The organism is Mesorhizobium sp. M7A.F.Ca.MR.362.00.0.0, assembly GCF_004023175.1.
Lineage (GTDB): Bacteria > Pseudomonadota > Alphaproteobacteria > Rhizobiales > Rhizobiaceae > Mesorhizobium.
The window spans coordinates 1-700 of the sequence record NZ_RZTF01000860.1 but is presented as its reverse complement, the minus strand read 5'-3'; the positions used below and the strand labels follow the sequence as shown (position 1 = coordinate 700).

Here is a 700-nt window from a genome sequence, read left to right as displayed (position 1 = left end):
CCCTGTCAATCTGCGCGAAATCACGGGAGGGCGCGATATCGGGCGTAGGGGTCGTTTGGCTATTCAGGTCGGATTTCATTGGTCTCCGTGGGCGAAAGATCGAGTGTCACGTGGCAACGTAGTAATCCTTGCTTTGCCTTGCCGGCGGCACGGCATGGGCCGTGATCAGACCGTCTCAGATGAATGAAGACCTTTTTTCGCTTTTGGCCAAGGTTTGCCGAAGGCTGTCAGGAAAAGGGCATCTGTCGCATTCATATCGCCATGAGGCAGTTTTCGGCATCCGTCACCGTGAGCTCTACGCCAACTTTCGGATGCATTATCTGATTCCGCGCTGTGATCGCTGCGGAAAGTAAGGGCCACCATGCCCGATTTGCGTCGAATTGTTTGTGCGAAAAACGCCACAATAGAAAATGCAGCCTTTCATCAATTGAACGGTATTTATGACGCAGTAAGATTATTGACGAACATGTTAGATCTTGAAACCGAGGTAAAGAAAGGGAGTCAGCCACTCCGGGATTTTTAAGAAGCATGCTTGCCCAGGAAGTCGGCGAGTCGGCGAGCAAGGCGGTCCGCGTCTTTCATCTCGCATTCCCAGATCACTAGGACCCGCCATCCGTCGGCCTCGATCGCTGCGACGCTCTCGGCATCGCGCTCGACGTTCCTCGCGATCTTCGCCGACCAGTATTCCCGGTTTTTTTTC

1 pseudogene is annotated in these 700 nt (G+C 53.4%); it reads right to left on the bottom strand.

Going from position 1 to position 700, the window contains the following annotated elements:
• Positions 1–519: 519 nt before the first annotated feature.
• Positions 520–700, bottom strand: a pseudogene (locus EOC06_RS40560) (very short patch repair endonuclease); the annotation flags it as partial.